Source organism: Nostoc sp., assembly GCF_036917235.1.
Taxonomy (GTDB): Bacteria; Cyanobacteriota; Cyanobacteriia; order Cyanobacteriales; family Nostocaceae; genus Nostoc.
In genome coordinates this window covers 93,132-114,530 of record NZ_JBALDU010000041.1, presented here as the reverse complement: position 1 = coordinate 114,530, position 21,399 = coordinate 93,132, and the positions used below count along the sequence as shown (strand labels likewise).

Genomic DNA, 21,399 nt, shown 5'->3' with positions numbered 1-21,399 from the left:
TGGCTTGTCCTATTTTTAACAAGTAAATCAGGTTAGTTCAATTTGACAGTCATCACCAATCATAAATCGCAAGGCTTTAGGGCGACGGGGTGCAAGACTCAATTGTGCCCTTTGTCCAATGACGCTATCAATAATACGCTGATGGATGCCGGCAATTTTAGCGCCTTCTAAAATCACACTGTGTTCTAAATCGGTATCAATAAGTGTGACATTGTTAGCGATACTACTATAAGGGCCAATAAAGCAGTTTTCTAAATGACAATTGCTACCAATGACTACTGGCCCCCGAATTGTACAGTTAATTACTTTAGATTTTGCACCGATTTGCACTCGTCCAATAATCTGACTTTGAGAATCGATTTCGCCCATAACTGATGCTGTCAGATAGGTATCGAGAATCAATCGGTTAGCTTCTAATAAGTCATCTTTTTTACCAGTATCTAGCCACCAACCTTGAAGATTGTGGGCTACAACCTGCTTTTCCTGATTAATGAGGTATTGAATAGCATCAGTAATTTCCAACTCGCCTCTGGTGGAAGGTTGGATATTTGCGATCGCATCAAAGATGACGTGAGAAAAGAAATAAACTCCTACCAATGCCAGATTTGAAGGAGGAACTTTAGGTTTTTCAATTAACTGTAATACTCGTCCTGTTTCATCCACCTGAGCCACACCAAAGGCACTAGGGTTAGCAACTGAACGTAAGAGAATCAGAGCATCTGGCTGTTGTTGGCTAAATTGTTGCAGAAAATAACGTAACTCACCTAGTTGAATCAAGTTATCGCCCAAGTACATGACAAAGGAAGAATCTCCTAAAAAAGGACGGGCGACTTGGACGGCGTGAGCAAGTCCAAGTGGCTGGTCTTGTATGATGTAGGTGATGTTCGCTCCAAAGTTTTCTCCATTTCCGGTTTTCCCTTGGACTTCTGCCCCGGTTTCTGGACTGATAATGATGCCAATATCAGTAATACCAGCCGCGACCATTTCTTCAATGCCATACCATAAAACCGGTTTGTTAGCAACTGGAACAAGTTGTTTTGCCCCGCTGTAGGTGAGGGGACGTAAGCGTGTACCTTTACCGCCAGAAAGAATGAGTGCTTTCATCAGGATTTAGGATTAATTACAAGTCATTAGTCAAGATAATCTGAAAAATTGACAAAATCCCAAATCATTGCATTTAAATTCTGGCGTTAGTTTATAGGTAACGGGATAACACTTCGGCGGTTGCTTTTCCTGTTTTTTCCCAACTGAATTGTTGAGAGTGAGTGATACCTTGTCTAGAAAGGCGCGATCGCAATTCCGAATTAGTTGCAACAGCCTGCATTGCCTCTGTAATTTCTCCAGTGTTGTAGGGATCGATCAGAATCGCCGCATCGCCAGCTACTTCAGGTAATGAGGAGAGATTGGAGGTAATGACGGGAGTACCACAAGCCATTGCTTCGAGGACAGGTAAACCAAAACCCTCCCAGAGACTGGGGAAAACAAGAGCGATCGCTTGATTGATGATTTTTGGTAATTCACTGTAAGGAACATAGTTCAGAAACTTGACTCGATTACTTATTCCTAGTTTTTCTACTTGCCCCTGTAAAATTGAAGTGTAACGAAGATCGGTCGGACCTGCCAGCCACAGTTCATAATCACTACTGTTTGGTAATGCAGCAAAGGCGGTAAGAAGTGTGTTCAGGTTTTTGTAAATGTCTTGACGACCGATGTAGAGAAAGTAATTACAGGTAGGTAGATTGAGAGGAGAAAAATGAGTGCGATCGGGAGCAAGGGGAATAGAGGTAATTTTGCTAGCTGGAATTTGGTAAAAGTCTATAATGTCCTTAGCTGTGGCATTGGAGTTACAGATGATATGTTGTGCTTGATTGAGTACTTGAGGAACATAGTAACGATGGTACGATGTCAACCGTGAAAAACGTTTAGGAAAGCGCAACGGTATCAGATCGTGAGACATTACCACAAAACGACAGTTAGTATAAATTGGTGCTTCTGGCAAAGGTGAAAATAACAGATGGGAGCGCAAATTTTTATAGATTTGCGGCAGTTGAAATTGCGTCCAAATCAGGCGGCGAAAATGTCCTTTCGTTCCTTGGGCAGGAGTAAGATTATCAGGGACTAAATAGCAGTTAAAGTCTGGGTAATTTTTGGCTGTTAATAGAGTGGGTTGAAGAAATTTTAAATAATGAACAAGATGATCGGCATAGTTGCTTATTCCTGTTGGTTTGGATAATAAAATGGATAAGTTAATTATTAATTTATTTGCAGAGATGTTATTTACTATATTCATTAAATAATAGCTCTATAAGCTTTTAAGGTTTCTTTTGCCGTTCTTTCCCAAGAAAATAATTTTGCTCTTTCTCTACCCTTAATAATTAATTCTTGACGTAGTTGAGAATCACCGATGACTTTCAGAATAGCTTCAGCCAGTTGAACAAAATCACTAGGATCAATCAAGATAGCAGCATCTCCTGCAACTTCTGGTATTGATGAAGTATTGGAACTGATCGTAGGAGCACCTAGAGTCATTGCTTCCAATACGGGTAAACCAAACCCTTCGTAGTAAGATGGATAAACGAATACATCAGCTTTTGAGTAAAATAATGCAACTAATTCATTAGATAGGTAATTAAGATGATGAATTTGGTTTGCCCAAGGGGAATTTTCAATAGCCGCGAATATCGGTTCGTAATTCCATCCTTTCTTACCAATCAATATTAATTGATGTTCGATTTTATACTTTTCTTTTAAAAAATTAAAAGCAGTGATTATAGTATTAATATTTTTTCTTGGCTCTATTGTGCTAACAAAAAGTAGATATGGCTTGGAAAAATCATAATTAGCTTGTTTTTCTAGCCCTTGAGCAATTTCCTCAGACAAGTAATTACTATAGTAGCGACTAGCCAAAGGTGTGACATAGACTTTTTTGGGGTCTACTTCCAAATATTCAATAATATCTTTTTTAGAGCTTTCTGAAATAGTTAAAACTAAATCTGTCCACTGTAAACATCGCTTTACCCTTTTTGTATATGTTTTTACGACTGAATCTGTATAGTTAGGATATTTAATAAAAGTCAGATCGTATATATTCATTACGTTTAAACTATTTTGACAGGGATAAACTGAATAATTTGTACCATGTAATATATCCGGAGAACCAAAATATTTTTCAAAGTAAGATAAACTAGGTTTAAAAGCTAAAGCTAATAATAAATCTGAGATTCTTAGAGGTAAAGGCAAGAGATACTGTTGAGAAGAATTTTTAAAGCATTCAGGAAAAATGAAGTCACCCCGAAGCCAATTTTTTAACCCTGGTTGATAGACTACTCCTAACTGAAAATTTTCCTCTTTTTGTAATACATCAAGAGCGCATATTAAATTAGCAATATAAAAGCCAACCCCGCTGGGTTTTGAATCCACTGGGGTGGCATCAACTACAATTTTTAGCATTAGAATATTTAAGCTCCGCTAATGCTCAATTTTTTTAGATCGTAATCAACCATTAACTCAACCAATTGCTCAAAAGAATGCTGAGGCTGCCAACCTAACTCCGTCTTAATTTTATTAATAGAACCAACTAACTGCACAGGTTCATCAGAGCGATAAAAAGCAGGGTCAACTGAGACATAATCTTGCCAGTTTAGACCAACGCTGTTAAAAGCACACTCAACGAGTTCTCTGACAGAGTGAGTTTCACCACTAGCGATGATATAGTCATCAGGTTGTTCTTGCTGCAACATCAACCACATAGCGTAAACAGCATCTTTGGCGTAGCACCAATCACGACGGGCATCTAGGTTGCCTAATTTTAGTTCATTTGCTAAACCTAATTTAATTTGAGCAGCTGCGTGCGTGATTTTGCGAAATACAAATTCTGTCCCACGTCGAGGCGATTCGTGAGTATAAGTAATACCACAGCAATTGTAAAGGTTGTATTTCTGCCGATAGTTGACAGTCATCCAGTGAGCGTATGCTTTGGCAACACCATAAGGGTTGCGCGGACGAAAGGCGGTACGTTCAGCTTGAGGCGATTCATCAGGTTGACCAAAAACTTCACTACTAGATGCTTGATAGAATCTGGCATCTGGTTTGCAGCGACGAATAGATTCTAAGAGACGGGAGACACCTAGGGCTGTGTATTCAGCAGTGAGAGCAGGTTGTGTCCAAGAGAGAGGAACGTAGCTTTGAGAGGCGAGATTATAAATTTCGTCAGGTTGAGCTTCCGTAATCACATCCATTAAAGAGGATTGATCTAAAAGATCGCCAGAAAGGATTTGGATATCGCCAGAAAGGTGATTGATGCGCTCAAGATTACTAGAACTTGAGCGGCGAACTAAGCCGAAGACTTGATAGCCTTTGCTTAGTAGTAGTTCAGCAAGATAAGAGCCATCTTGTCCAGTTAAACCGGTAATGAGAGCTTTTCTAGCCACAGTTATAAGCCTACTGTTAAAAAAAATTAAACGGTTATTCAGTATATGTTATGGCAAACTATTTAGTTAAAATCCAAAACTTTGTTTTACAATTAAGCCGGAAATGCTCTGTTTCTAATATTTTTGTAATTTCAAGCAAGACCACAACAGTTGTCAAGGTTATATTGCTGCCGATAGTTAAAAATCATCTAATAAGAATGAGCTTTTCTAAAAAAATAAATTTAGTTGAAGCGTTTTTATGCTCCAGTTAAATTATTATATTTAGCTCATAAAAAATTGCTTTTGAATCTCCTTTTCAGAAGTTTTTTTAGGAAGTTCTAAAACATCTATATATGCTTGAGTTACTTGCTTTGCTGCTTTCGACCAGGAAAAATTCTTGGCTTGTCTTGGACTATTAAACCTCAACACCTGACGCAATTTGTCATCTTGAAGTTTTGCAAATCCTGCCACGATATCAGCTTCATTTGTAGGATCTACATATAAAACTGCATCTTTGCCCACTTCAGGTAAACTCGTAGTATTAGAAGTTATAACAGCTGCGCCAAGATTCATTGCCTCTAAAACGGGCAATCCAAATCCTTCATAAATTGATGGATAAACAAATGCCCAACAATTTTTATACAGCCAGTTTAGTGTATCATCATCCACATACCCTAGTCTACGAATATGCTTAGTCAAGCCTATATTGACAATGAAACTTTCAAGATCGTCTTCTAACCATCCTTGTCCTCCTGCTAAAACCAAAGGTTTCTGATCGTTATAAATATCGATATATTTTTTGTACGCCAACAAAGTTCGGCGTAAATTTTTTCTTGGTTCTAAAGTACCTACAGAAAGCCAAAAATTATCAGGTTCGAGGTCAGCAACCGATTTTTCGTCATGATCATCCTGAAAACGACTTCCTAAGTAGACTACACGAGTTCTTTCTATCGGAAAGTGGGGAAATATTTCCAGAAATCGTTGTCTAGAATATTCAGAAATAGCAATAATTAAGTCGGCTTGCATTGCTGCATTGAAAACACCATTAAAACAATTCCATCGGTTTTCCTCAGAAGTATATTCTGGATGATCGAGGAAACTCAGATCATATAAAGTATAAACAAACCGAGCAGAAGTAAAACGAGGACATGAAAAGTTGTTCCCGTGAACAATATCTGGATTTCCTAACTTTTCTTCATCAATTGCTGCTGAAGTACTCCAAAAAGCTAGAGATTCATGATGTGATAAATGGTCTAGTAGATGAGTACAATTACTTTTATTAAGGCGGCACGTACTAGTTCCATGCTCTTTATCCCAAAAAGTGTTTCCAAATGCGGAGTAAAGCAAATACTCATTATTTTTGTCGCAGCTTACTAGGTGTTTTATAAGACTATCAGCAAAGTATCCACATCCTGCCTTGGCTTTTCCAGTTTGACTAATATCAAAACCGATCCTCATAATCTTTTCAATAGTAAAACTAAATTTTTAATCAGAAATATATTGGCAGAAATTAACCACCAAATCATCCTGACTGATGCATTAACTGAAATAGATTTTTTCCAATGATAAAATGAGCACAGACTATTAAAAATTACTGCATTCACAAAAATCATGTTTTGAAGAGGTTTTGTTCTGTCTAGCTTCCAAGTCTCTTCTATCTTTACGTGTGCGTAAGCAAAAATCCATTTATCTGGTACATTTCCAAATTTGGAATGCATCATATTATTTATTTCATAATGCACAGCTATCCGTTGACCCAGTGTTTTATTAGTCTTATATAGGCGGGAACCAGAAAGCTTGCGTGGTATATAATGAAATGGTGTATTCTTCGCATAACGAAGCCACAACTCATAGTCCATACAGTACTTGAGAGAATCATTCAAGTTGCCATATTTTTTAACTAGACTACGGCGGAAAAATACGGATGGTTGGCAGAGAAAACAAGTTTCGATTAAACGTTGATAATTCCAATCCTCAGTCGGATAAGCTTCAATAACTCGGTCTTGTTCATCAATGTGATCGGCATCACCATATATAGCTTGTATATTGGGATAAGATTCAAAAATCTCTTTAATTGCCTGAAAAGTTCCTGGATAGTAAATATCATCAGAATTAATCCAAGCAATTATGTCACCTGTGGTCATAGCAATACCTTTATTAACGGCATCTGCTTGTCCTTTATCAGGTTCTGAAACCCACTTTATATACTTATCATAATTTTTTAAGATTTCTACAGTCCCATCTGTACTAGCACCATCACAGATTACATACTCCATTTCTGTATCTGCCAATTCTTGAGATAGCACACTCTGTATAGTTCTTTCTATAAAACAACCCTGACAAAAAGAAGGTGTAATAACGCTAAATTTTAAGTTCACACCACACTCTCTAATGCTAAAATTGAACTAGATGACCCATCAACTAAGTTTACTCGACAATGGCGCACCATTAACCCAAGCCGACGTTGATCCGAGTTCAGATTTAGTTGACTAGGTTGAAAGCTAGGCGATATTTGCACTGTTACCACTTCACCTGTAGGCAAAAGTGGCCAAATAACTTTCTGTGATTCGCCCCGAAGGCAATTGTAAGAAGCTTTTCTCTGTTTAGTGCGTAATTTTATCGTGGCTTTAGAGGTTGGATAAAATTCAGGAGTTTCAAACAAAATCTCTAGAGTTCGCCCTGACAAACCTGGCTCTATGGAAATATGAAACTCAGGTGCTGACCAACCATCATCATAAATGCCAGAAATCATGGTTTGAACTAATGTCTTTTGATTTAAAGCCTCTTTTTCAAATATACTTAAATATTGGTAAGTCATTTCCTTACCATCAAATAGCTCTAATCTTTGAAACCCTTTTTTGACCAGTTGTTCAACTAATAATTGATTACCGCTAATCTTTGCCAAACATGATGCTATCTCATCTGGTTTTCGAGGATCGAAATAGATAACGGCATCTCCTCCAACTTCTGGTAAGCTAGCAGCATTACTAGATAATACTGGCTTACCAAATTTCATTGCCTCTAAAGTTGGAATCCCAAATCCTTCATATAATGAAGGGAAAATTAAACATTGACAACCTTGCCAAACAGATGTTAATGCCTCTTGATTTAAAAATCCTAAAAATAGGATATTTTCGCTCAAACCCATAAGGTCTACTGCTTCTTTTAAGTGATTTTCTTCATATTCTAATGCACCTGTAAAAACTAAATCTAAAAATGAATTTGGAAACTGTTTTTTATATATTCCATAGGCTGTTAACAGGATACGATGGTTTTTATGTGGCCAATAGTTAGCAGGATAAAATGCATATTTTCGTCCTGCTAAACCTATACTGCTGAGATGCTCTATAACAGTGCTTTCATTTAATTCAACTAGGCGTTCATGAATAGAAATCGGTACAACAGCAAGTTTATCGGGGGGCGTTTTAAAATGCTTGATAAATGATTGGCGTGTAAAATCTGAAATGCAAATGATTTTTTGGGACTTATTAAGAAGCTCAACTATAAATTTTGTTCGATGTTGCTGTTCTTGAGCAGTAAAGAAAAATTGATAGTCTAAATGCTGTAAATCATAAGCAATAGCTACTAACGGAACATCTTTGTCAGCATATGTTGGTGCAGAGAAAGGACAAAATAGTAAATTAATCTTATTTTCTTTCAGTAAGGAGCTAGAGCCTATAAAGTTATTGAAATTAAAGTTAATTTTATTAACTATTTTTTTTACAAGTCTAGAGAAAATCCCAAAATTATTGTTTTTTGGTGTATCAATTGAATTAGGAACTAATAGTCGCTCCATCCTGTTAGTCTCGTATTGGGCTAATTCTAAATGATTCCAAGGAGCTGTAAGGAGTAAGAAATAATGATGAGGTGCTAATTCTTGAAATTGGTTTAGTAGGGTCAATACTAAAACTTTAGCGCCTCCATTTTCACCACCAGGTCGTAAAGGAGTTAAATCTATAGCAATTCTTAGAGATGGTTTTAATTCGCTCATATGGTAATTAATACATTCAATTTTTGAGTCTATAATTTGTATCCGACAACTGCATAATCTTGCGCTCCGTAAAAGTAATCATTAAATCGTTCAGCTACCTCAGAACCACTAAGCTTATAAGTTTCTGGGTAAGGGTGAAGATTGATAATTTTTACTTGGTGTAGACCTTGCGTTTCAAGAATAAATTTAATCATTGAGCTTGGCAAAGGATTGTGATGCGTGGGATCGAAATAAAAATTGCAACTACCAACTAATACATTTTGAGGATTAGGTGTTTCAAAAATGGCTAATCCACCAGGCTTAAGTACCCTGACTACTTCACTGAAAAACTTCATTAACTTTGTAAAAGTTAGATGCTCAATAATATGAAAACCAGTTATCATTCCTAAGCTACTATCTGGTAAAGATTGTACATAAACCATTACATCCGCTTCTATCACCTCAAATCCCCTGGAGCGGGATTGTTCTACCATTACTTTGTTGATATCCAGACCTCTGGCTGTATATCCAGATTCCTGTAGCAACTCCAGCCATTCACCACGGCCGCAACCTACATCTAAAATTGGTGATTCATATGTGCCTATCTTTGCTTCCTCAATCAATGGCAAATAAACTTTTAATCTGTCTAATATTTCTTCCCTACTACCTCGAAACTGCTCTTCAAATGCAGCATAAAAGGCATCTAAAAAGTGCATATCTTCATTTACAAAGGTTTCTAACTCTTTTTGAGTAAAAGGTTCTGGTAAACGTTTTCTTGCTTCTTCCAAAAACACTGTTATTAAACGCTTTTGCTGCATTAAGTCATTTTTGAGGTAACTATCGTTTCTGATGTAATGCTCATTGATTTCTTGAATACGAGCATTTGCTGTATTTATACGATTATCTGTTGTAATTAATTGATCGCCCATTCTTTCAATACGAGCATCTACAATATTTTTATGCTCATCTATTTCTTGTACTAAACGATTCAGAGTATCCAAACGTTCTTGAATGCCAGTTAGCCAGTTGGTAATTAAAGTATGAATAGCATTTAAGCTGTCATCTATTCCTTGGATGCTGTTATCCAGAGTAACTAAGCGCTCATCCAACCCTTGAAAGCGATTTTTTACAGTAATCAAGCGCCTATCTAATTGTTGGATGCTGTTATCCAGAGTAACTAAGCGCTCATCCAACTCTGGAAGGCGATTATCTATAGCAATCAGGCGCTCATCCAATTCTGGAAAGCGATTATCCATAGCAATCAGGCGCTCATCTAGCCCTTGGATGCTGTTATTCATAGCAACCAGGCGCTCATCTAGCCCTTGGATGTTGTTATCCACTTGCGTTTTTAAAGTCGCAATGTGTTCCACTAGCTGGTGATTAAGTGCTACAGACTCTTTTAGAGAATTAATTATACTAAAATTGATTTTTCGTTGATCTTTAAAGATAAAGTTCATAATTTTGAGAATAAGTTTTTGCAACTTACCACTTAAATTGAAAGGAAAAAGATTAAGTTTATCTGGCCACTTTGTACGGACGCTTGAACGAGATTCTGCATTTTCAATAAAAGTTTCAATATAATTAATACTTAACTTCAAGTTTGATGTGTCTAGATTAGATTGTGAATCTACTAACTGAGAATGAGCTTGATTTTTGCTAATATGCTCAACATCTTTATGTATTAATTCATCAATATTAGTTTCAGGATAATTGGATTCAATCATTTATTTATTACTTAACCTCAATTATTTCTTGATATGATTTTAATTTCTAGATTAGATATGGTATTTAATGCTTATATAACCTTGATTCCAATGTCCTCCATTAAATAAGTTGGCCCTACATCAAACCAGCGTACACCTTCCTGTACCAATGTAACTCTCAGGATATAGTTACCTTTTTGTACTAACGATCTAAGTTTAATTTTATATGTTTCTTTGGGTACTTTATTGAATAAATGTTTCAACACTATATCCTCAGAGCTATTTAAGTGGGGAAATATCTTTGTCCGTTGTCCCTCAAAAACAATGTAATCGGTAGCTTGTTCATTCATCCAATGATACGAAATGTGAACTGGATAAGAACCATAACTATTAAGAGTAAATGTGCTAGAGTTTTCAATTTCTAATTGAATTTCAAATTCACTATCTGCATTTACTAGTTTTGGATAATCTTTCACAAATATCTTGATTTTTCCAGCAGAGATGGGTGGGATAGAGAACATTTGTAAGCTACTCTTGAGATGTTCCCGATTTATGGGTCGATGAGAAGCAACTACAAATAAACTAGTCGCTGCACCTATTTCTCTTGTAGAAAACTTTTTTACTAAACTTCCACCTGGATTCTGGGTATCACCAAACCATAAACATACATGGTTAAAGTGTTTGCTTAATTGCTTTTTCAAAATCCTTGGCGATTGTTCATTAATATGCATTATTAGCTCATATCTTGAGCGGGGCTGTGGTGGTAGGTAGGCACCAACAGAAGCAGCAATTTTCCTTTTACGTGGATATTCATATTTGTAATACCAAAGATTTGGAAAAGTATGCACAACAAATAATCCGTCTTGTTTAAGACTATGCGCTACTTGCTGATAAAGCGCATCTAGTTCTTCAAAAGCTAAGTGTTCAATCACGTCAGAAGCTAGTGCTAGATCATACTTATCTGGCAGTTGTACATTGCAGATATGATCGCAGATAAATTCTACGTTGGCCGCTAACTCAGCTTCTCCATTAAAACAATTTTTTGCTAGTTCAATGGCATTTGGTGAATAGTCAATAGATGTAACCGCAAAACCTTGACGAGCAAAATAATAACTAAGTTCACCTCGCCCAGAACCAATGTCAAGTACTCGTCCTGATGCTTTCAAACTAGCGATCGCTGCTACAGATTGCAATCTTGGATCTTCTAACTTCTTCCCTTGATTTTGTTTATAAGTATCAAATCCGCTACAGTCTTGAGTATAGTAGTGACTGGTATAACTTTGACGAATGTCTAGACTAGAATTAGTATTGTGGTGGTGTTTTTGAAGCTCACTTAAATAATTATTAGAAACTTTTATTAATAACTCTCCAGCATAACCTGGTATTACACCATACCAATCGAGCAAATCAGCATATCTAAATAAGAAATCACTAACTGCCATAAAGTTCTGCTGCGTCCACATGTATCCATCTACCAACACGTAGTGGGATTGCTTAATAGCAAGTTCCAAATCATGAAAGGAACCGTCTCCATTTTGTTGCCCATCAACATGAATGAGATCGTAGACATTACCAGGCAAGCGTTTCATTAACTGTGTATCAGCAATAATAAATTCAGTATTAAACTGCTTAGTAATTTCTTTTGCCCAATTAATTGCACCTTTGACACCACCAAAATCATTGGTATCTAAGTCAATACCAGTATATTTAGTATTAGGGTATCCGTGTAGGAAAGCTGCGGCAGAATAACCGAAACGTACTCCTATTTCTAGGATATTAGTAGGTTTTAATTCCTGAGCGATCGCAGATTTGACTTTGTAATAATCAATCCACTCATCAAAAAGATGTAACAAGGGATCTTCTGGATTAGTAGTTTTTCTAAAGTCATATTCTGTCTGTTTTGCCTGTTTAATGATAGAGTCAAACATAAGTATATTTATGAATAGAAATAGAAGGAGAAAGATTTACTATACCTGACCACAGTATTGAGTTTTTGTTTCTTAGAACTTTTAATGCGGCGACATTATGAGCATAAACTAATGTTCTCTGGAATAAACTTTCCCCAATTGCACTATCAGCTACACCAAATGTAATTGTATATTCACCCTCCATCAAAGGCACTTTAAACTTAAAGCAAATCTCCAGTAAAGTACCACTTTCTACTCGACCTATTTTTTCTCCCATACATAGAGTATTGGTTTCAAAAATTACCTCACCTGTTCTTTCCCGTATTTTAAAACCAATATGGGGATCTTCAAAATACTGGGAAAATAAAACTCCTACGGAAATCTGTAATAACTGCTCACTAATTACAACTTTTATTTCTTGATCTGTTTCATCTAAAAACCTAACAAATTCTATGCTTACTTCTGGCGCATTAATAACCACTTCCTGTACTGATTCTGAGGTTATATCTAAAAATTCTTTATTTTCCTCGGAAGTAAGATAATTAGAATCTGGAAACATTTGAATTTCTACTGCTTCCGATCGTATATCTTTTTTTTGTAACAGTTTGGCTTCATATAAATCAATTACTTGCCTTGGTTTAGCATCCAACACTAAATTTCCTGCTTCCATAAATAAAGCTCTGTTACAGATTTTATGTATAACAGACGAGTCATGGGAAACAAATAAAAGTGTTGTTCCCATACGCGTTAGATTTCTAATCCGCTCAAAACATTTCTGCTGAAAGTAAATATCTCCAACTGCTAGTGCTTCATCTACAATTAGAATGTCAGGATCAACACTTACTGCAACTGCAAATGCTAATCTCACGAACATACCACTGGAATAAGTTTTAACAGGCTGATCGATAAAATCTCCGATATCAGCAAATTCCACTATCTCATTGTATTTGGCTTGGATTTCTTCACGACTTAACCCTAAAATTTGTCCATTGAAAAATACATTTTGTCTTCCAGTAAATTCAGGATTAAATCCGCTGCCTAGTTCTAGTAAAGCTGAAACTCTGCCGTGAAGCCATACATCTCCTGTAGTTGCTGTCAAGGTTCTAGCAATGATTTGTAGTAATGTACTTTTCCCAGAACCATTTTGACCAATAATTCCTAATTTCTCTCCTTTAGTAATTTCTAAGTTAATATCCCGCAATGCCCAAAATTCTGGAGCGTGGCTCTTACCAGGTAGTAAAGTTTCTTTGAGCCTATCTACCGGACGAGCATAACGCTTGTAGCACTTTGAGACATTCTTCAGTGAAATTACAATCTCCTCACCCATAACACTGCATACTTAAACTAATAATGAATTTCACACGGTACAAATTTATCAATTAAAAATTACTTACTTCATTATAATTTTTGCTTGTTGTTGAATTATATCGCTATATACATATACAGTTTACGTTAGCATTTGCTTGTTTTAAAAGCGGCTAAATAATGAAGCCTTGACTACAACACGTCGGCAAAAGCTGGACGCAAATGCTTGTATACTGTAAAACCACAACAAAATATAATTGTTGCTATAACACAAGCAACTCCCCATTCACCCCAGTGCTTGACTTCTCCAACTAAAACTATGTCACGATAAACCTCTGCGATCGCCGCCATTGGATTTAACCAGAATACCAAACTCCGCCATTCCTCTGGAACTGATGATACTGGATAGACAAGCGGTGTTGCATAAAACCAAATATTTAAAATTACTCCTAAAGTCTGCGGGATATCTCGCAAAAATACAGTTAGTCCGGCTGTTAAATAGCCCAACCCTGCTGTTAGTAATAACTGTGTTAACCAGATCAAGGGTAATAGCGCCAAGCTAGTATGTAAAGTATGAGCATTGACCGCCACGAAAAAAATCAATGCCATTAAACCAAAGGAACTCTCAATGAATGTTGACAAAATTGGCACTAGGGGTAATAAAGTTAAAGGAAATACTACCTTCTTGACTAAATTTGGTTGTCCTAGTACCGAATTAGCGGACTGCGTGAGACCACCCGTAAAAGCAATCCAAGGAAGTAAGCCTGCAAATAGCCACAAACCAAAGGTGAAATCATTTGCTGGTAAACCTTTGAGAGTAGTCAGCTTCACCTTTAGTACGGTAGAAAACACATAAGTATAAATCAGTAACTGTGATAACTGATTTAGCAAAGGCCACAAGTTACCCAAAACAGAACCCTTGTAACGTGCCTCTAAATCCCGGCGTACTAGAGTTCTTAGTAAGTCGAACTTTACCCATAACTGTTCATCTATGGGCAAGATGCGCCTCCATCTCCCTACCTTACGTACGACTCCCCGCATTGTCGGCAACAATTTCTGCTTCCTCGCTTACTACTCACTATCCGCTCACGTAATTGCTCTCACTGAAGCCTATTATATTTATGAAAGTCCCTTTTTCAGGGACTTTCAAATAGAAAAAATTCCAACTACTTCTTGTGAGGTGCGTATTTTACCCGCATTTGGTGTAAACGTGGGTAGGCAGGATGCCCACCTCATAAGATTGGATAATTTATTTGTTGGAAATCTCTTCAGTGCTTTTAGAATCTATCATCACTAGAAAATTGTATCCAAATTATCTTGGCGATCATACAATAAATAGGATCTTCTCAAGTGTATTTTTACTACAAATATAACGTCTGTTTGTCAGGCTCCTTCTTTGTTAAGGATGTGAGTTTTTGGTTAACTCAAGTTATCTGGATCAATTCCTTGCGATCGCAAATACTCTGCCAGTCTATCAGTCTGTTGGCGTTCCTGTTCTGCTTGTTCTCTTTGAGTCGGTACCCAACCTGCAGAATTATACCAACGCAACCACAAACCTATTCTCTGCTGGTAAGTACCTTGCCAAAGACCCAATCCTAGCTCTAACTCTGCCAAAAAGAAGCGGTTCTCTGATAAAGATATTGCCTCGTAGCGAGTACCGCTGAGTTTAAAGGCACGCAAATGGTTTTCATCGCGATCGTAGATAACGTAGTAGGGAACCCGTAAAATCTGTTCATATACTTCCCACTTCGTTGGGGGTCGGTTTACTTCCCGCAGTGTTTTTCCTAAGTCTTCTTGTTCTGTACCTGGTGAAAGTAATTCAACTATTAAAAATGGATCAATTCCTTCTTGCCAAATAACGTAACTTAAGCGTAGGTCTTGCTGCTGGCTAGCACTAGGTAATCCTAAAACCATGTACTAATCAGGACGCTTGTAGCACAAAGGATGGCGGGGATCGTAGTAAAGATTTAAGTCACTAGCAAGCAAAATTTCCTCAGATGGATAAGCAAGAGGCTGACAAGTCTCACTAAGCAAATCTGCCTGAAGTCGGTGAAATTCATCTGGCAAACCTGATTCCCCCACTAATTCACTGGGTAAATCATACATCGTAGGCATTGTTTCTTGTGGCGAACGGGGTGGATCTGTTTGATACATGATTACTACCTTTGTTGCTGAACTCAAGCTATCTGAAACAACTCTCTCCGATGTTTGACGACAAGCAGCTTTGTGTCTAGACAAATTTTCCGCCTGCGATCGCTGTCGTTCTTGTTATAACCATCATTGAACCTCAGAAGTCATTAGTCATTAACTATTCTCCTTCATCTTCCCCAGTTCCCTTATCTTCCACTGAATTTATGAGAGCAGAGTCACGGATTCCGCTACACTGAAACTTGGTTTATCTGAATTGTAATCAGGCATGGAAATCGGACAAAAGGTTAAAGTCTATCGTTTGCGCGATCGCGTTTCTCCCCCAGTTGTAAAAAAACTCGGACAAGTGGGTATTATCCAAGGCTACAAAGTCACCGATGGTGGTGGTATCGGTGTAGTGGTGTTGTTTGACGATAATTATTCCACTTGGTTTTTTGAAGATGAAATCAAAGCTGTGTAGTAGTAAAAAACTCAGATCCAAGTTTTTCTTGGTATCTGAAATTTCAAGATAGGTTGAGAGCCTTTGTTGAGTGCTAAGTTGGAGTTGAAAAGATCGGCGGTGAAAATAGGAATCAACTAATGGCTCTAATATTGACATTTTTGGGCAAAGGCGGCACCGCTCGTACCAAAATTGCGATCGCCGCAGCCAAATTATTGGCAAGTCAAGGCAAGCGCGTACTCTTAGCAGGACAAGCAGAACCAACATTGTCAATCCTGTTGGGTACTACCATTGCTGCCGATCCTCAAGAAATCGCTCCCAAGTTACACGCGGTACAGTTTCAAGCATCTGTACTACTAGAACGCAACTGGGACGAAGTGAAGAAACTTGAGGCGCAATATCTCCGCACACCCATCTTCAAAGAGGTTTTTGGTCAAGAACTGGTAGTATTGCCGGGGATGGACAACGCCCTGGCACTGAATTCTATCCGCGAATATGATGCCAGTGGGAAATATGATGCGATCGTCTACGATGGCACGGGCGACTCTTTAACGCTGCGAATGTTGGGTTTGCCAGAATCTCTGAGTTGGTATGTCCGGCGATTTCGGCAATTATTTGTCAACTCCGATTTGGGGAAGACAATTACTGAATCACCCTTGATTCAACCTCTGATTAGCAGTTTTTTCAATATCAACTGGACAGCAGATAACTTTGCCGCTCCCACTAACCAAGTCAATAATTTCTTAGAAAAGGGGAGAGCCGCTCTAGCCGATCCCAAGCGTCTCGCTGCTTTCTTAGTGACTACAGGAGATCCGATTGAGGTCGCAAATGCTCGTTATTTATGGGGTAGCGCTCAACAAATCGGTTTAACTGTTGGTGGTGTTCTGCTTGTGTCTAACGAGACAAATGTCAACCTGTCAGAGGAATTTATACCCCTAACTGTGAGCGTCGTTCCCAACTCGCCCACGGGTGATTGGCAACCACTGATAGACGCTCTACCAAACTTTGAAGCACAAGCTTTACAGGCTCCCAAACCGATTGAAATAGACATTCACAATCGTCAAGTACGCTTATTCTTGCCAGGATTTGACAAAAAGCAGGTCAAACTTACTCAATATGGGCCAGAAGTCACGGTAGAAGCAGGAGATCAGCGGCGCAATATTCCCTTACCCCCGGCTCTGAGTGGCAGACTTGTTGCTGGAGCAAAGTTTCAGAATAATTATTTGATAATTTCGTTTTAAGTTATGGGAATAGGGCATGGGGAATAGGGAATAGGGAATAGGGAATAGGGAATAGGGAAGAAACTTAATTACCAATGCCCAATGCCCAATGCTCAATACCCAATGCCAATGCCCAATTAATCAGTAAAAATTATGTCAGAATCAACTCCCATTACCCCAGACCCTAACCCAGCTGAGGCATTGGACTCAGTAGTAAATAATCCCAATGAGCAATCGAACGCATCTGCCGATCGCAATGCGAAAACTAGGCAGCTGTTGGGGATGAAAGGTGCATCTGCTGGGGAAACTTCAATCTGGAAAATTCGTTTACAGCTAATGAAGCCGATTACCTGGATTCCCCTAATTTGGGGCGTAGTCTGTGGTGCGGCTTCTTCTGGTAACTATACTTGGACGCTGGAAAATGTCTTGAAGGTAGCAGCCTGTATGTTACTGGCTGGGCCGTTGATGACAGGTTACACCCAAATCCTCAATGATTACTACGATCGCGAAATCGATGCCATCAATGAACCTTATCGCCCGATTCCCTCTGGCGCAATTCCCCTACCCCAGGTAATTATTCAGATTTGGGTATTACTGATTTCTGGCTATGGTTTGGCATTTGCGCTGGATGTGTGGTCTGGTCATGAATTCCCGACAATTACAGCGATCGCGATTATCGGTTCTTTCATCGCTTATATTTATTCTGCGCCTCCCCTGAAACTCAAGCAAAATGGTTGGCTAGGTAGCTACGCTTTGGGTGCAAGCTACATTACCCTACCTTGGTCTACAGGACACGCTTTATTTGGCGAACTGAATTCCACAATTGTGATTTTGACAATGTTCTACAGCTTGGCTGGATTGGGTATTGCCATTGTCAATGACTTCAAGAGTGTAGAAGGCGATCGCCAACTAGGATTAAATTCACTACCTGTAATGTTTGGCATCACCACTGCGGCATGGATTTGTGTGGTGACAATTGATGTTTTTCAGGGATTGATAGCAGCTTATCTTGTCAGCATCCATGAAAATTTGTATGCAACAATACTAATACTCTTAATCATTCCGCAAATCACCTTGCAAGATATGTATTTCTTGCGCGATCCTGTGAAGAATGATGTTAAGTACCAAGCCAGCGCCCAACCTTTTCTTGTATTAGGAATGCTGGTAACAGGTTTAGCACTTGGTCATGCTGGCATTTAAATACTTCTATAGTCGGAAGTTAGGAATTAGGGGTTAGGAGTTAATATACTTTTAACTCCTAATTTGTATCAGCAAATACCGTGTTAGAACTGATATCTTTCCTTATTCATGGGATTCAACCTTTATTAGTCCCAATTTGCTTTATCGTTGCTTGGACTGTAACTATTCTCGCCGTTTTGAGTCTATGGTCAGCGGCGCGAGATAGTGTAACTACAGCCAAGCAAATGCATCAAATCCCCTGTACTGGCTGCCAATTTTTTACTGACAATTACCGTCTTAAATGTACTGTACGCCCATCTATTGCCAATACAGAAGAAGCGATCGATTGTCTTGACTATCAACCGAAGACTAATCCTTATCTGTATTAGGGATTGGGGATTGAGGGAGAATGACCAATGACTAATGACCAATTTCCAGCAATATTTTTAAAACACCCCGACTCTGGGCGTGTTCAAAAGCTGCAAGCCCTTCAATGAGGGGGTAAGTGGCATAAATCAGGGGTTTTACGTCAATTTGTCCTGTAGCTAGTAACTGGAGAGCTGGAGTAAAGGGGCCACAACGGGAGCCGATGAGGGTGATTTCATCCACTACTAAAGAAGAAGCATCTAGGCTGAGGTTTCCAGCGTAAGTACTTTTCAGTACAAGAGTACCACGGGGACGTAGGGCGCGGCGGGCGATCGCAAATCCTTCTGGATTGCCAGTGCATTCTACTGAAATATCGAAATATCCATCTGTAACAGCGTCGGCTAGACTCGTTTTTATTCCCCGTGCTTCTAAGTTAGCCAGTTTATCTCGATGACGCCCCACAGCTACGAGTTCACAGCCAGTTAGAGCTAGTGTCTGAGCTACTAACTGCCCTAGTTTGCCATCTCCAACCACTAGCACCCGATGGTTTGGATGCAATGGCACTTGCTGCTGAATTTCCAAAGCTGCTGCTATCGGTTCAGTAAATGTTGCTACTTCTGTCGGCACATTATCGGGTACTAAATGCAGGTTCTCCACCGGCAAACAAAGATATTCACCAAAGGCTCCGTTGCGGTTGACAATACCCAGAACTGTACGATTTTCGCAGTGAGTTGGTTGTCCACTACGACAAAACCGACAATGCCCACACACAGCGTTGATTTCTCCAACTACGCGTTGGTTAACTAAGTGTTCTGGTCCTTGTTCGACAATGCCGACAAATTCATGCCCCAAAATGCCAGTGTAAGGATAGTAGCCTCTGAGTAGTTCCAGGTCAGTGTTACAGATACCTGCACGCAAGACGCGTACTAAGGCTTCTCCTGGTGGCGGTTCAGGAACGGGAATATCTGTGCGTAATTGCAACTGGTTATTTTCGAGCCAAAGTCCTTTCATTTCTCTTCACATCCTTTACCTAATTATGTTGTCATAATCACTTTGAAAAATGTTTACAACTATTCTGTACCGCCATACTCACCCCTATGTCTCTGTAGAAGGTATTTCTTTAATTTTGCTTACATCAACTTTGCTTAACCAAGTAACTAAGTCGTCTGAGCCAAGTGCAATCTCACTCCCCAAGGTTTTGATATAGAGAAGTCCGTCACTGATAATTAAATCTCTAATTGGGTACCATGAATCTCGTGTTCTAATCAGAAGTTCCAACGGAATCCCTGGTCTTGAACTATGCTTGCAATATTTCCACCAGGCTCGCCATAGAATGACACATTTAGTACAGTTCATCTGATAGCCTTTGGGAACTTCGCAGTATTTATATTGATAGAAACCCCGACTATCTACTTCTCCTTTGAGGATATAACTATATTCTGCTAATGCCTGATTTATCAATTCCCACTGGGTTGATTTTGGAGAAATCGAGAATTCAGATAAGGTGTTAGATAGTTGAACAGTGGCAATTACGCCTTCAGATTTTGCTGTCAGTTGGTTAATTTTATACACTGTTTGCGCTGTCAAAACAGGATTTGACAACAAAATATCTTTTTTCTGAATAGAGTTTTGCACAAACTCTCGAATTAAATCTAGATTAGACAACATAAAATTTTTTATACTAAATTAACCAGTGTGATGAAAGTCACAACACTACTTAAATTAATAACTACACTGGTTTTGCACTTAAATCAGGATTATTACCAGCTTTATTTATACTCAATTCTTTGTTGAACTAGGGTTTTGTTAAGTTTAATATCGGTTATGCTATTGTCCACTAGGCTAGTTGACAAAATCACTGTTTCCAGGTTTAACGAGCTGCAAATTAAATTTTTACGCCTTCGAGAAAAGGTTGAAATACCGGAATTAATTCGGGACGACTAACCACAAGGGTGGGAAAAGAGCGATCGCTATAATCTTCTCCGGGTGACAACGGAAACGGTTCTGATTTAAGCGATGACCATACCCCACCAGCAGCCTGGACAATTACCCAAGCCCCGGCTAAGTCCCAAACTTTTGGTGTCGCCTCAATCCCCCCCAGAGTAGCCCCAGTGGCAACTGTCAAAAAATTATAGCTAGCTACACCCAACATCCGAATTTTGCAAGGAAAGCCGTTTTTGATAGCTGCGGTGCTACGGGAACAGAGGTTAAAAAAGTGATTATTGCTGGGACTATCAACACTAGTATGGATGGGATGGTGGTTGAGAAATGCTCCTGTTGGTGTTGCTAAACCAGATGAACCTGCCCAAAAACCATGAAAAGCTTGATTCAAGGTTGGTGCGTAAACATAACCAAAAATGGGTGTACCTCGATACAGTAAACCCAGAGATATTGTCCAGATGGGAATGCCACGTGTGAAGTTGGTTGTACCATCTAGAGGGTCAATTACCCAGCACCACTCAGTACCGGGAAAAGACTGATCGCTCTCTTCGCTCAAAATACCGTAACCAGAGAAAGTAGAAGCGATTGCATCCCGAATTTCCCGATCTGCCCATTTATCTGCTTGCGTCACCAAACTACCATCAGCTTTTTGGTCAGCCTGTACTTTCCCAAAATCTTGCATTAGCTGCTTGCCCACCCTATTAGTGGTAGTTTGGGCAAAATCAAGAATTGTTGTCCAAAAATCATTCATTAGTCATTTTGTCATTGGTTACTTGTACTGAGCGTTCGCGTAGCGTCTCGTAGAGAAGCCG

Annotated in this window: 18 protein-coding genes and 1 pseudogene; 4 read left to right on the top strand and 15 right to left on the bottom strand. The window is 38.8% G+C overall.

Annotated features, from left to right (window positions below; genetic code table 11):
- Nucleotides 1-27: 27 nt before the first annotated feature.
- The 12 genes and pseudogenes from V7K44_RS15085 to V7K44_RS15030 form a co-directional block, all read right to left on the bottom strand.
- Nucleotides 28-1,104, bottom strand: a complete 1,077-nt coding sequence (locus V7K44_RS15085; protein ID WP_334932696.1) for a glucose-1-phosphate thymidylyltransferase — start codon at nucleotides 1,102-1,104, stop codon at nucleotides 28-30.
- Nucleotides 1,105-1,195: 91 nt separating this feature from the next.
- Complete coding sequence (locus V7K44_RS15080; protein ID WP_334932694.1) at nucleotides 1,196-2,290, bottom strand: glycosyltransferase family 4 protein; 1,095 nt, start codon at nucleotides 2,288-2,290, stop codon at nucleotides 1,196-1,198.
- Nucleotides 2,290-3,450 carry a glycosyltransferase family 4 protein gene (locus V7K44_RS15075; RefSeq protein WP_334932692.1) on the bottom strand — a complete coding sequence of 387 codons (1,161 nt, stop codon included), beginning with the start codon at nucleotides 3,448-3,450 and terminating at the stop codon, nucleotides 2,290-2,292. The genes V7K44_RS15080 and V7K44_RS15075 overlap by 1 nt, the downstream gene beginning before the upstream one ends.
- An 8-nt stretch (nucleotides 3,451-3,458) precedes the next feature.
- Complete coding sequence (locus V7K44_RS15070; protein ID WP_334932690.1) at nucleotides 3,459-4,430, bottom strand: GDP-mannose 4,6-dehydratase; 972 nt, start codon at nucleotides 4,428-4,430, stop codon at nucleotides 3,459-3,461.
- A 261-nt stretch (nucleotides 4,431-4,691) separates the two neighbouring features.
- Nucleotides 4,692-5,867 carry a glycosyltransferase family 4 protein gene (locus V7K44_RS15065; RefSeq protein ID WP_334932688.1) on the bottom strand — a complete coding sequence of 392 codons (1,176 nt, stop codon included), beginning with the start codon at nucleotides 5,865-5,867 and terminating at the stop codon, nucleotides 4,692-4,694.
- On the bottom strand, nucleotides 5,864-6,787 hold the full coding sequence (locus V7K44_RS15060; protein ID WP_334932686.1) for a glycosyltransferase family 2 protein: 924 nt from the start codon (nucleotides 6,785-6,787) through the stop codon (nucleotides 5,864-5,866). The genes V7K44_RS15065 and V7K44_RS15060 overlap by 4 nt, the downstream gene beginning before the upstream one ends.
- Entirely contained in the window at nucleotides 6,784-8,400 is a 1,617-nt protein-coding gene (locus tag V7K44_RS15055) for a glycosyltransferase family 4 protein (RefSeq protein WP_334932684.1), read from the bottom strand. Before V7K44_RS15055 ends, V7K44_RS15060 begins: the two co-directional genes overlap by 4 nt.
- 29 nt (nucleotides 8,401-8,429) lie before the next feature.
- Entirely contained in the window at nucleotides 8,430-10,103 is a 1,674-nt protein-coding gene (locus tag V7K44_RS15050; RefSeq protein ID WP_334932682.1) for a methyltransferase domain-containing protein, read from the bottom strand.
- A gap of 71 nt (nucleotides 10,104-10,174) precedes the next feature.
- On the bottom strand, nucleotides 10,175-12,010 hold the full coding sequence (locus V7K44_RS15045; RefSeq protein WP_334932680.1) for a class I SAM-dependent methyltransferase: 1,836 nt from the start codon (nucleotides 12,008-12,010) through the stop codon (nucleotides 10,175-10,177).
- A complete protein-coding gene (locus tag V7K44_RS15040) occupies nucleotides 12,003-13,316 on the bottom strand; it encodes an ABC transporter ATP-binding protein (RefSeq protein WP_334932678.1) in 1,314 nt (437 codons plus the stop codon). Before V7K44_RS15040 ends, V7K44_RS15045 begins: the two co-directional genes overlap by 8 nt.
- Before the next feature lie 170 nt (nucleotides 13,317-13,486).
- Entirely contained in the window at nucleotides 13,487-14,335 is an 849-nt protein-coding gene (locus V7K44_RS15035; protein WP_334932717.1) for an ABC transporter permease, read from the bottom strand.
- 378 nt (nucleotides 14,336-14,713) lie between these two features.
- Nucleotides 14,714-15,448: pseudogene (locus tag V7K44_RS15030) on the bottom strand (Uma2 family endonuclease).
- 262 nt (nucleotides 15,449-15,710) lie between these two features.
- Here V7K44_RS15030 and petP point away from each other — a divergent pair.
- The 4 genes from petP (at nucleotide 15,711) to V7K44_RS15010 (ending at nucleotide 18,669) form a co-directional block, all read left to right on the top strand.
- A complete protein-coding gene (gene petP / locus V7K44_RS15025) occupies nucleotides 15,711-15,902 on the top strand; it encodes a cytochrome b6f subunit PetP (RefSeq protein WP_099103983.1) in 192 nt (63 codons plus the stop codon).
- Between the two features lie 119 nt (nucleotides 15,903-16,021).
- Nucleotides 16,022-17,122 carry a Get3/ArsA fold putative tail anchor-mediating ATPase NosAFP gene (locus tag V7K44_RS15020; RefSeq protein WP_334932676.1) on the top strand — a complete coding sequence of 367 codons (1,101 nt, stop codon included), beginning with the start codon at nucleotides 16,022-16,024 and terminating at the stop codon, nucleotides 17,120-17,122.
- A 132-nt stretch (nucleotides 17,123-17,254) separates the two neighbouring features.
- On the top strand, nucleotides 17,255-18,301 hold the full coding sequence (gene chlG / locus V7K44_RS15015) for a chlorophyll synthase ChlG (RefSeq protein WP_334932674.1): 1,047 nt from the start codon (nucleotides 17,255-17,257) through the stop codon (nucleotides 18,299-18,301).
- 80 nt (nucleotides 18,302-18,381) lie between these two features.
- Complete coding sequence (locus tag V7K44_RS15010) at nucleotides 18,382-18,669, top strand: hypothetical protein (RefSeq protein ID WP_334932672.1); 288 nt, start codon at nucleotides 18,382-18,384, stop codon at nucleotides 18,667-18,669.
- A gap of 31 nt (nucleotides 18,670-18,700) precedes the next feature.
- Here the strand turns inward: V7K44_RS15010 and V7K44_RS15005 are convergent, their stop codons facing one another.
- The 3 genes from V7K44_RS15005 to V7K44_RS14995 form a co-directional block, all read right to left on the bottom strand.
- Nucleotides 18,701-19,657, bottom strand: a complete 957-nt coding sequence (locus V7K44_RS15005) for an MDR/zinc-dependent alcohol dehydrogenase-like family protein (RefSeq protein WP_334932670.1) — start codon at nucleotides 19,655-19,657, stop codon at nucleotides 18,701-18,703.
- Between the two features lie 84 nt (nucleotides 19,658-19,741).
- A complete protein-coding gene (locus V7K44_RS15000) occupies nucleotides 19,742-20,314 on the bottom strand; it encodes a hypothetical protein (protein WP_334932668.1) in 573 nt (190 codons plus the stop codon).
- A gap of 217 nt (nucleotides 20,315-20,531) precedes the next feature.
- Entirely contained in the window at nucleotides 20,532-21,338 is an 807-nt protein-coding gene (locus V7K44_RS14995; protein ID WP_334932666.1) for an inositol monophosphatase family protein, read from the bottom strand.
- Nucleotides 21,339-21,399 lie beyond the last annotated feature (61 nt).

What these genes read in the sequence shown, in the direction of transcription:
- V7K44_RS15085 (WP_334932696.1), bottom strand. Translation starts at nt 1,104, where the DNA reads ATGAAAGCACTCATTCTTTCTGGCGGTAAAGGTACACGCTTACGTCCC.
- V7K44_RS15080 (WP_334932694.1), bottom strand. Translation starts at nt 2,290, where the DNA reads ATGAATATAGTAAATAACATCTCTGCAAATAAATTAATAATTAACTTA.
- V7K44_RS15075 (WP_334932692.1), bottom strand. Translation starts at nt 3,450, where the DNA reads ATGCTAAAAATTGTAGTTGATGCCACCCCAGTGGATTCAAAACCCAGC.
- V7K44_RS15065 (WP_334932688.1), bottom strand. Translation starts at nt 5,867, where the DNA reads ATGAGGATCGGTTTTGATATTAGTCAAACTGGAAAAGCCAAGGCAGGA.
- V7K44_RS15055 (WP_334932684.1), bottom strand. Translation starts at nt 8,400, where the DNA reads ATGAGCGAATTAAAACCATCTCTAAGAATTGCTATAGATTTAACTCCT.
- V7K44_RS15050 (WP_334932682.1), bottom strand. Translation starts at nt 10,103, where the DNA reads ATGATTGAATCCAATTATCCTGAAACTAATATTGATGAATTAATACAT.
- V7K44_RS15045 (WP_334932680.1), bottom strand. Translation starts at nt 12,010, where the DNA reads ATGTTTGACTCTATCATTAAACAGGCAAAACAGACAGAATATGACTTT.
- V7K44_RS15040 (WP_334932678.1), bottom strand. Translation starts at nt 13,316, where the DNA reads ATGGGTGAGGAGATTGTAATTTCACTGAAGAATGTCTCAAAGTGCTAC.
- V7K44_RS15035 (WP_334932717.1), bottom strand. Translation starts at nt 14,335, where the DNA reads ATGCGGGGAGTCGTACGTAAGGTAGGGAGATGGAGGCGCATCTTGCCC.
- petP (WP_099103983.1), top strand. Translation starts at nt 15,711, where the DNA reads ATGGAAATCGGACAAAAGGTTAAAGTCTATCGTTTGCGCGATCGCGTT.
- V7K44_RS15020 (WP_334932676.1), top strand. Translation starts at nt 16,022, where the DNA reads ATGGCTCTAATATTGACATTTTTGGGCAAAGGCGGCACCGCTCGTACC.
- chlG (WP_334932674.1), top strand. Translation starts at nt 17,255, where the DNA reads ATGTCAGAATCAACTCCCATTACCCCAGACCCTAACCCAGCTGAGGCA.
- V7K44_RS15005 (WP_334932670.1), bottom strand. Translation starts at nt 19,657, where the DNA reads ATGAAAGGACTTTGGCTCGAAAATAACCAGTTGCAATTACGCACAGAT.
- V7K44_RS15000 (WP_334932668.1), bottom strand. Translation starts at nt 20,314, where the DNA reads ATGTTGTCTAATCTAGATTTAATTCGAGAGTTTGTGCAAAACTCTATT.
- V7K44_RS14995 (WP_334932666.1), bottom strand. Translation starts at nt 21,338, where the DNA reads ATGAATGATTTTTGGACAACAATTCTTGATTTTGCCCAAACTACCACT.